The sequence below is a fragment of the Acinetobacter sp. GFQ9D191M genome (genome assembly GCF_011174875.1).
GTDB lineage: Bacteria > Pseudomonadota > Gammaproteobacteria > Pseudomonadales > Moraxellaceae > Acinetobacter.
Genome location: NZ_JAALGV010000096.1, coordinates 21,272 through 29,138, shown reverse-complemented (window position 1 = coordinate 29,138; position 7,867 = coordinate 21,272). Strand labels below are relative to the sequence as shown.

The 7,867-nt window shown below is 44.2% G+C and carries 5 protein-coding genes and 1 pseudogene; 5 read left to right on the top strand and 1 reads right to left on the bottom strand.

The features are described 5' to 3' along the window. The first annotated feature begins 132 nt into the window (after positions 1-132). The 3 genes and pseudogenes from G5T77_RS13720 to G5T77_RS13710 all read left to right on the top strand — a co-directional run bounded on the left by G5T77_RS13720 (position 133) and on the right by G5T77_RS13710 (position 3,508). On the top strand, positions 133-2,823 hold the full coding sequence (locus tag G5T77_RS13720) for a heavy metal translocating P-type ATPase (RefSeq protein WP_166138474.1): 2,691 nt from the start codon (positions 133-135) through the stop codon (positions 2,821-2,823). Next, positions 2,823-3,256: pseudogene (cueR, locus tag G5T77_RS13715) on the top strand (Cu(I)-responsive transcriptional regulator). Before G5T77_RS13720 ends, cueR begins: the two are co-directional and overlap by 1 nt. Positions 3,257-3,310: 54 nt before the next feature. Then, positions 3,311-3,508 carry a heavy-metal-associated domain-containing protein gene (locus tag G5T77_RS13710; RefSeq protein WP_166138477.1) on the top strand — a complete coding sequence of 66 codons (198 nt, stop codon included), beginning with the start codon at positions 3,311-3,313 and terminating at the stop codon, positions 3,506-3,508. Between the two features lie 53 nt (positions 3,509-3,561). Here the strand turns inward: G5T77_RS13710 and G5T77_RS13705 are convergent, their stop codons facing one another. Continuing rightward, the gene (locus tag G5T77_RS13705; RefSeq protein ID WP_166138480.1) at positions 3,562-4,170 is read right to left on the bottom strand and encodes a TetR/AcrR family transcriptional regulator; all 609 of its coding nucleotides are present in this window, start codon (positions 4,168-4,170) and stop codon (positions 3,562-3,564) included. A 563-nt stretch (positions 4,171-4,733) separates the two neighbouring features. Here G5T77_RS13705 and G5T77_RS13700 point away from each other — a divergent pair. Both G5T77_RS13700 and G5T77_RS13695 read left to right on the top strand, forming a co-directional pair. Next, positions 4,734-6,515, top strand: a complete 1,782-nt coding sequence (locus G5T77_RS13700) for an acyl-CoA dehydrogenase C-terminal domain-containing protein (RefSeq protein ID WP_166138483.1) — start codon at positions 4,734-4,736, stop codon at positions 6,513-6,515. Positions 6,516-6,597: 82 nt separating this feature from the next. Then, positions 6,598-7,767, top strand: a complete 1,170-nt coding sequence (locus G5T77_RS13695; protein WP_166138485.1) for a thiolase family protein — start codon at positions 6,598-6,600, stop codon at positions 7,765-7,767. Positions 7,768-7,867: the final 100 nt, after the last annotated feature.

The window sequence follows — 7,867 nt, the reverse complement described above, 5'->3', positions numbered from 1 at the left end:
TCTATTTCAGGACAAGACATTATGCCTTCATATAATGAAAGATCAAGAATTTAAACCAGAAGCTTGACCTTCCCATTATGGTAATGTTTAAGCTATAGCATAGGCAGTGAATGGGTGAATGGAGAGCGCAGAATGAATAAACCAGCAACCACACAGTTGTACGAACAGCAGGTACAGATTTCAGGAATGACCTGTGCCTCTTGTGTCGCACGTGTGGAAAAAGCCTTAAAGAAAATTGAAGGTGTGGTGGAAGCGAACGTTAATCTCTCCACTGAACAGGCTTTTTTAAAAAGTGAACAACCTATTCCTGCAACGCAACTCGTCAATGCTATCAATAAAACCGGTTTTGAAGCCGTGATCCAGCAGTTTGATTTAAATATTGAAGGTATGACCTGTGCGTCTTGTGTAGCTCGTGTTGAAAAAGCCTTGAAAAAAGTCGATCAGGTACTGGATGCGCAGGTTAATCTGGCAACCGAAAAAGCTCATGTCACTGCAATTCGTCCTCTCGCTGTTTCCCAACTGGTTAAGGCGGTACAAAAGGCCGGCTTTGATATTCAAACCGACCGAATTGAACTGGCTATTGAAGGAATGACCTGTGCCTCCTGTGTGGCACGTGTAGAAAAGGCTTTATTAAAAGTCGATCAGGTAAGTGAAGCACACGTCAATCTCGCCACTGAAACAGCTTCGGTCAAGGCGCCGCGTAGTCAGCTTCCAGCTTTAATTGCTGCCGTCAAAAAAGCGGGGTATAACGCCCATGAAAAATTAGATACACAGGCTACCGATGCCCAGACGGCATTTCAGGAAAAGAAAACCGCTGAAACTGAACAGCTAAAACGTGACTTATGCTTAGCACTAATTCTGGCTGTTCCGGTGTTTATTCTGGAAATGGGTTCACATCTGATTCCGGCTTTTCATCACTGGATTGCACATACGCTAGGTACCCAAAACAGCTGGTATATCCAGTTTGTGCTGACCACTCTGGTTCTGCTGATTCCAGGACGGCGGTTTTATCAGCATGGGATTCCGGCATTATTCCGACTGGCACCCGATATGAATTCTCTGGTTGCCGTGGGAACAATAGCCGCTTATGGATTTTCCTGTATTTCCACTTTCTTTCCGCAATTATTGCCGCAAAGCACTGTACATGTGTATTTCGAAGCGGCGGCTGTGATTGTTGCCTTGATCTTACTGGGACGTTATCTGGAAGCTCGAGCCAAAGGTAAAACCTCTGAAGCGATTCAATATCTGGTTGGCTTGCAGCCAAAAACTGCTCGAGTACAGCAAAATGGAACCTGGGTTGATCTGAAAATTGCTGATGTACAGCAGGGCATGCTGATCGAGATTCGTCCGGGTGAGAAAGTCGCAGTTGATGGTGAAGTCGTTTCTGGTCAAAGTTATATCGATGAAGCCATGATCAGCGGTGAACCTTTAGCGGTGGCTAAACAGGCTGGAGATCGGGTGATTGGCGGAACGGTAAATCAGAATGGCACCTTGCAGATCAAGGCGACAGCAGTCGGACAAGATTCGGTTCTAGCTCAGATCATTCATATGGTGGAACAGGCACAAGGCGCAAAGCTTCCGATTCAGGCAGCTGTCGATAAAGTGACCTTATGGTTTGTGCCGGCTGTGATGCTGCTCGCGACTTTGACTTTTATTGTCTGGTTCCTGTTGGGTCCTGAACCGAATCTGACTTATGCACTGGTCAATGCTGTTGCAGTACTGATTATTGCCTGTCCTTGTGCAATGGGCCTGGCTACGCCAACATCTATTATGGTCGGCACCGGCCGGGCAGCAGAGCTGGGTGTCTTGTTCCGTAAAGGCGAAGCATTGCAACTCTTGCAGCAAACCAGAGTTGTGGCGGTGGATAAAACCGGAACCTTAACTGAAGGGAAACCAGCCCTAACCGATTTTGCAGTGACATCTGGTTTTGAGCAGCAAAAAGTTTTGCAAATGGTCGCAGCAGTGGAAGCCAAATCTGAACATCCCATTGCTCATGCGATTGTGGAAGCTGCGAAAGCACAACAGTTGCAACTACCTGAAGTCAGTGATTTTGATTCAATCACTGGTGCAGGCGTGAAAGCTCAAGTTTCAGGTCAGCAAATTCATATTGGCGCAGAGCGCCTGATGCAGCAATTGGGTTTAAATGTCGATATTTTTAAAGAGAAGGCACAACAGTTAGGCGAACAGGGACGTACTCCTTTATATGTCGCGATAGACCAGAAATTGGCTGCCATTATTGCGGTGGCTGATCCGATTAAAGCTACAACTTATAGTGCGATTCAGGCCTTACATGATCAAGGCTTAAAGATTGCCATGATCACCGGTGATAACCAGCATACTGCACAGGCCATTGCCAGACAGTTGAAAATTGACCATGTCATTGCTGAAGTTCTGCCTAATGAAAAAGTCGATGCGGTACATCAACTCCAACAGCAACATGGCATCGTCACTTTTGTCGGTGACGGGATTAATGATGCACCTGCCTTGGCTCAGGCCGATGTCGGGATGGCAATAGGAACTGGTACGGATGTCGCAATTGAAGCAGCAGATGTGGTACTGATGTCAGGAAATTTACAGCATGTGGCAACCGGTATTGGCCTGAGTCAAGCAACCATGCGCAATATCAAACAGAACCTGTTTTGGGCCTTTGTTTATAATATTGCCTTGATTCCGATTGCTGCCGGTCTGTTGTATCCATTCTTCGGTATTTTGTTATCACCGATGTTTGCAGCAGGCGCGATGGCATTATCCTCAGTTTTTGTGGTCAGCAATGCGCTTCGTTTAAAGACTTATCAGCCGATCCAGTTGAAGGAGGCAGTGTAATGAATATTGGACAGGCCGCGAAACGCTCCGGGATCTCGGCCAAAATGATCCGTTATTATGAAGATATCGGTTTATTACCCAATCCTAAACGTAGCGATTCGGGTTATCGTATCTATAGTGACGATGACATCAAGACTTTAAGTTTTATTCAGCATGCGCGTGAACTGGGTTTTCTTCTGAACAGATGAAAGAATTGCTCGGCCTGTGGCTGAACGATGCCAGACACAGCAGTGATGTCAAACAGTTGGCGCAAAAGCATATCGAGTTACTGCAACAGAAAATTGCGGACATGCAAAATATGATGAAAATTTTGCAGCAATCGGTTGCACAGTGTGCTGGAGATGAGCAATCTGACTGTCAGATTCTGAAACAGATTGAGCAGGGTGTGTCACATGGGAAAACTGCACATACGGCTATCAAAGCAGATCAATAGCCTTGAATTAAAATTTAAATAACCCAAATTTGAACTGATCAAAGGGAGATCAAGATGAAATTCCGTATTGAAAATATGACTTGTGGTGGTTGTGCGCGTAGTGTGACTGCAACCATTCAGGAGCTGGATGAAAATGCTAAAGTAGATGTTGATGTGGCCAGTAAAATGGTAGAAGTTGAATCGAGTGCAAGCGAATCTGAGATTATCGCAGCATTAACTGAAGATGGCTTCCCGCCTGAAACTATGGCTTAATATTTGCCATTTAAAAAATAATTCTAAAATGCCTAATCATGATTAGGCATTTTTTATGAAACTGTTGATATTTTATCTGGCGTCATCAATGCTTGATTAATATAAAGTTTAATCAGGCGTTCACGCGAACCAATCGCTTTTTGATAACTGGTCGAATTTAATAATAGTGAAGCGCCATAAGTTACCGTCCAGATATAAGATAAATAATCCCGGATCGACATGGCACTGTCTAAAGATACCAGATAATCATGGGTCATATCTTTAATGCGGATAATCCGTTCTTCACGAATACGATAGAGTTCCTGAAATAACTCTTTCAGGTTTTTTTCATTATTGGTTAAACGCTCTTCAATAACATGCAGCAAAATAGTCCGGTTTGAATTGAGCATGTGATAAAGCATATATTGCGAAACATAATTTTTAATATCGTTATTATATTTGTCAGAAATTGCCAGAATTCTTTTTTCATTCAGAATGATGAGTTCTAAATATAACTGATTTTTACTTTTAAAATGCTTGTAGATCGTTCCTTTGGCGATGTCCAGTTCTTCAGCAAGTTCACTCAAGGTGATGTCCTGATTATTATCAAGCAGTAGACTTTCTGCCATGCTCAGGATCTTCTCTTTACGAAGAAGGAAGTTCTGCTGTCTTACAGTCGTCATCTTCTTGACTCATCATTTTAGAAAAGGAACCTACTAAGAATATGCTATTTTCACAGGTATAGCTATAAAACTAAGGTCGTGATATTTATCTAAATTTGTATATTTATTCAACATTTCTTGTAGAAAAAAGTCATATACAGCTGCGCTAAAAATATTGTCAAGAAAATTGAACCCTTGAGATCAACTTTGCTAAATAAAATTCCATTTTCAATATATTTGATTTATGGTTTTAGGGCATAAAGCTGAATCATATTTTCGTTTTAAACCCAGACCAGACAAGGTTTAGCGAAGTGAAGCCAGAGTCATTTTAACAGCTTAAATTTTTCATTCATCAATGGATTTAAGTTTTAATGATTCAGTAAATACCAGAGGTATAAAGTTTTTGATTTTAAATTTTATATCGCTAATTTATGTCAATGAATTCATCGCCAGATTAATTCGATATGATGATTTTTGAATGACATGCATGGATTCGAGCAAAAAGCCTCAAAATATTTTCTCGAATCCATAATGAAAAAATACTCAGTAACAGGATTGAGTATCACCATTTTAGGAAGTTGAAAATGCCGATTTATAATGCGCCGCTGAAAGACATGGAATTTATTTTAAATGATGTATTTCATGCTGAACAATTTTGGCAAGGTAACGAAAATCTTGCACATCTCGATATGGCGACTGCAAATGCGGTTCTGGAAGAAATGGCAAAATTTTCAAAAAATGTGATTCTTGATCTGAATCGTCCTGCAGATGAAGAGGGTGGTGCTCAGTTTAACAATGGTGTGGTGACGACACCCAAAGGTTTTAAAGAAGCGTTCAGACAGTTTGCCGAAGGTGGCTGGGTAGGCTTGGGTGCTCCTGAAGAATGGGGCGGACAAAACATGCCGAAGATGCTCACGGTTCTAGCGGATGAAATGATCTGGAGCACCAATCCATCTTTTATGCTTTATCCGCTATTAACGGTGGGTGCAGGTATGGCCATCAATGACCGCGCCTCACAGGAACAAAAAGAAACTTATTTACCAAAATTCTATACGGGTGAATGGTCGGGCACCATGTGCCTGACTGAACCACATTCCGGCACAGATCTTGGCATTATCAAGACTAAAGCTGAACCGAATGAAGATGGTTCATACAATATTACCGGCACCAAAATTTTTATTACCAGCGGCGAGCATGATCTGAGTGAAAATATCATTCATCTGGTGCTGGCCAAAACCCCAAATGCGCCAGCAGGTTCACGCGGTATTTCTCTGTTTATTGTCCCTAAATTCCTGGTCAATGCAGACGGTTCCCTGGGTGAGCGCAATGCAGTGGCTGCCGGTTCGATCGAACATAAGATGGGCATCAAAGGCTCAGCAACCTGCGTCATGAACTTTGATGGTGCTAAAGGCTATATGGTGGGCAATGAAAATGAAGGTCTGGCGGGCATGTTCGTGATGATGAACTACGAACGTTTGTCGATGGGGATTCAAGGCATTGGCGCGGCAGAATTTGCCTACCAGAATGCGGCACAATATGCGACGGACCGTTTACAGGGCCGTGCATCAACTGGTGCAAAATCTCCAGAAAAACCAGCCGATTCAATTCTGGTCCATGGCGATGTACGCCGTATGTTGCTGAATGTACGTGCCAATAATGAAGCTTCACGTGCTTTCGCGGTGTATGTAGGTCAACAGCTGGATATCACCAAATACTCAACCGATCCTGAAGCGGTGCGTAAAGCGACTGACCGTGTGGCGCTGTTAACGCCAATCGCCAAAGCTTATTTGACCGACAAGGCCTTGGATTCTGCACTGGAAGCACAAATGTGCTTTGGTGGTCATGGCTATATCCGTGAATGGGGCATGGAACAGTGTATTCGTGACCTGCGCATTTCACAGATTTATGAAGGCACCAATGGCGTGCAGGCGATTGACCTGATTGGGCGTAAAACCACCAAATGTAATGGGGCTTATATCGCGGAATATATCGCAGAGATCCGTGAATTTGCCCAAAGTTTAGATGATTCATTGACGATTAAAACGGCGACATTAGAAACCTGCCAGCAACTTGAAGACATCACCAGATTCATCGTTGAACAGTCTAAGCTGAACCCTGATTTTGCCAACTCGATTGCTGTCGATTATTTACATGCGGTTGGGCTGCTCAGCTTTGTCTATATGTATGCGCGGATTAGCAAAGCCGCTGCAGCCAAAGACGATAGTTACTTCCAGAACAAACTGGTACTGGCCAACTACTATGTTGCCAAAGTCCTTCCGGATTTAAGTGCAAGAATTCAGCGTATTCAGGCGGGTGCGGAACTGGTGATGCAGTTGCCTGAAGACTATTTTACCGCACAGGCTTAACCCGCAATGATTGCGAAGGACCAGCCCTACAGCGCTTTGGCTATGTAGGGTTGATAACAATGATGAAAAGGATGAAACTAAAATGATCGTAATTGTAGATGCAGTACGTACCGCGATGGGCGGTTTTCAAGGTTCACTTTCAAGCTGTACCGCGCCGGATTTGGGTGCTGTGGTGATCAAGGAAGCAGTGGCACGTGCAGGTCTGTCAGCCAATGATATTGATGAAGTGTTTATGGGCTGCGTTCTTCCTGCCGGTTTAAAACAGGGTCCGGCACGTCAGGCAATGCGTCAGGCGGGTCTACCGGATTCCACGGGGGCGACCACGATTAATAAAATTTGTGGTTCAGGCATGAAGGCGGTGATGCAGGCAGCAGACGCAATCAAGGCCGGTTCAGCAGAGATTGTGGTTGCAGGTGGTATGGAATCGATGTCAAACGCACCCTATTTAATGGACAAGGCACGGGCCGGATTCCGTATGGGGCATGGAAAAGTCATTGACCATATGTTCCAGGAAGGTCTGGAAGATGCGGAAACAGGTCTGTCGATGGGAATCCTTGCTCAGGAAATGGCAGATAAAAAGGGCTATACCCGTGAGCAGCAGGATGACTATGCAATTGGTTCCTTAAATAAAGCCGTGACCGCCGTTCAGCAAGGCTTCTTTAAAGATGAAATCGTACCGGTCACTGTCAGTAGCCGTAAAGGCGATGTCGTGGTAGAACAGGATGAACAGCCTTTAAATGCCAAGGCTGACAAAATTCCAACCTTACGTCCAGCTTTCAAAAAGGATGGAACAATTACTGCGGCAAATGCCAGCTCCATTTCTGATGGTGCTTCGGCACTGGTGATTACCTCGAGTGAAATTGCCGCGCAGCGCAACTTAAAGCCGCTGGCTAATATTGTGGCCTATGCCAGCCATTCGCAGCATCCATCAGAATTCACCATTGCACCAGTGGGCGCGATTGAAAAAGTCTTGCAAAAAACGGGTTGGGATGCTCAGGACGTAGACCTTTGGGAAATTAATGAAGCTTTTGCCATGGTAACCATGTTAGCAATAGATGCTTTTAAACTTGATCCAGCAAAAGTGAACGTTAATGGTGGGGCATGTGCGCTTGGTCATCCCCTAGGTTCTTCCGGTTCCCGAATTATTGTGAGCTTGATTCATGCCTTAAAGCGTACTGGTGGCAAGAAAGGCATTGCAGCACTGTGTATTGGCGGTGGGGAAGCAACAGCGATTGCTGTAGAACTGATTTAAGTCTTTTCATAATTGCATGATCATATGCTCAAAGTAGCAAACTTAAATATTTTTTGAATTAGACCACAATGCTTCTGGTACGCCAGGAGCAGGCGTCTCT

Coding starts and splice junctions, on each gene's coding strand:
- G5T77_RS13720 (WP_166138474.1), top strand. CDS start 133: ATGAATAAACCAGCAACCACACAGTTGTACGAACAGCAGGTACAGATT.
- G5T77_RS13710 (WP_166138477.1), top strand. CDS start 3,311: ATGAAATTCCGTATTGAAAATATGACTTGTGGTGGTTGTGCGCGTAGT.
- G5T77_RS13705 (WP_166138480.1), bottom strand. CDS start 4,170: ATGACGACTGTAAGACAGCAGAACTTCCTTCTTCGTAAAGAGAAGATC.
- G5T77_RS13700 (WP_166138483.1), top strand. CDS start 4,734: ATGCCGATTTATAATGCGCCGCTGAAAGACATGGAATTTATTTTAAAT.
- G5T77_RS13695 (WP_166138485.1), top strand. CDS start 6,598: ATGATCGTAATTGTAGATGCAGTACGTACCGCGATGGGCGGTTTTCAA.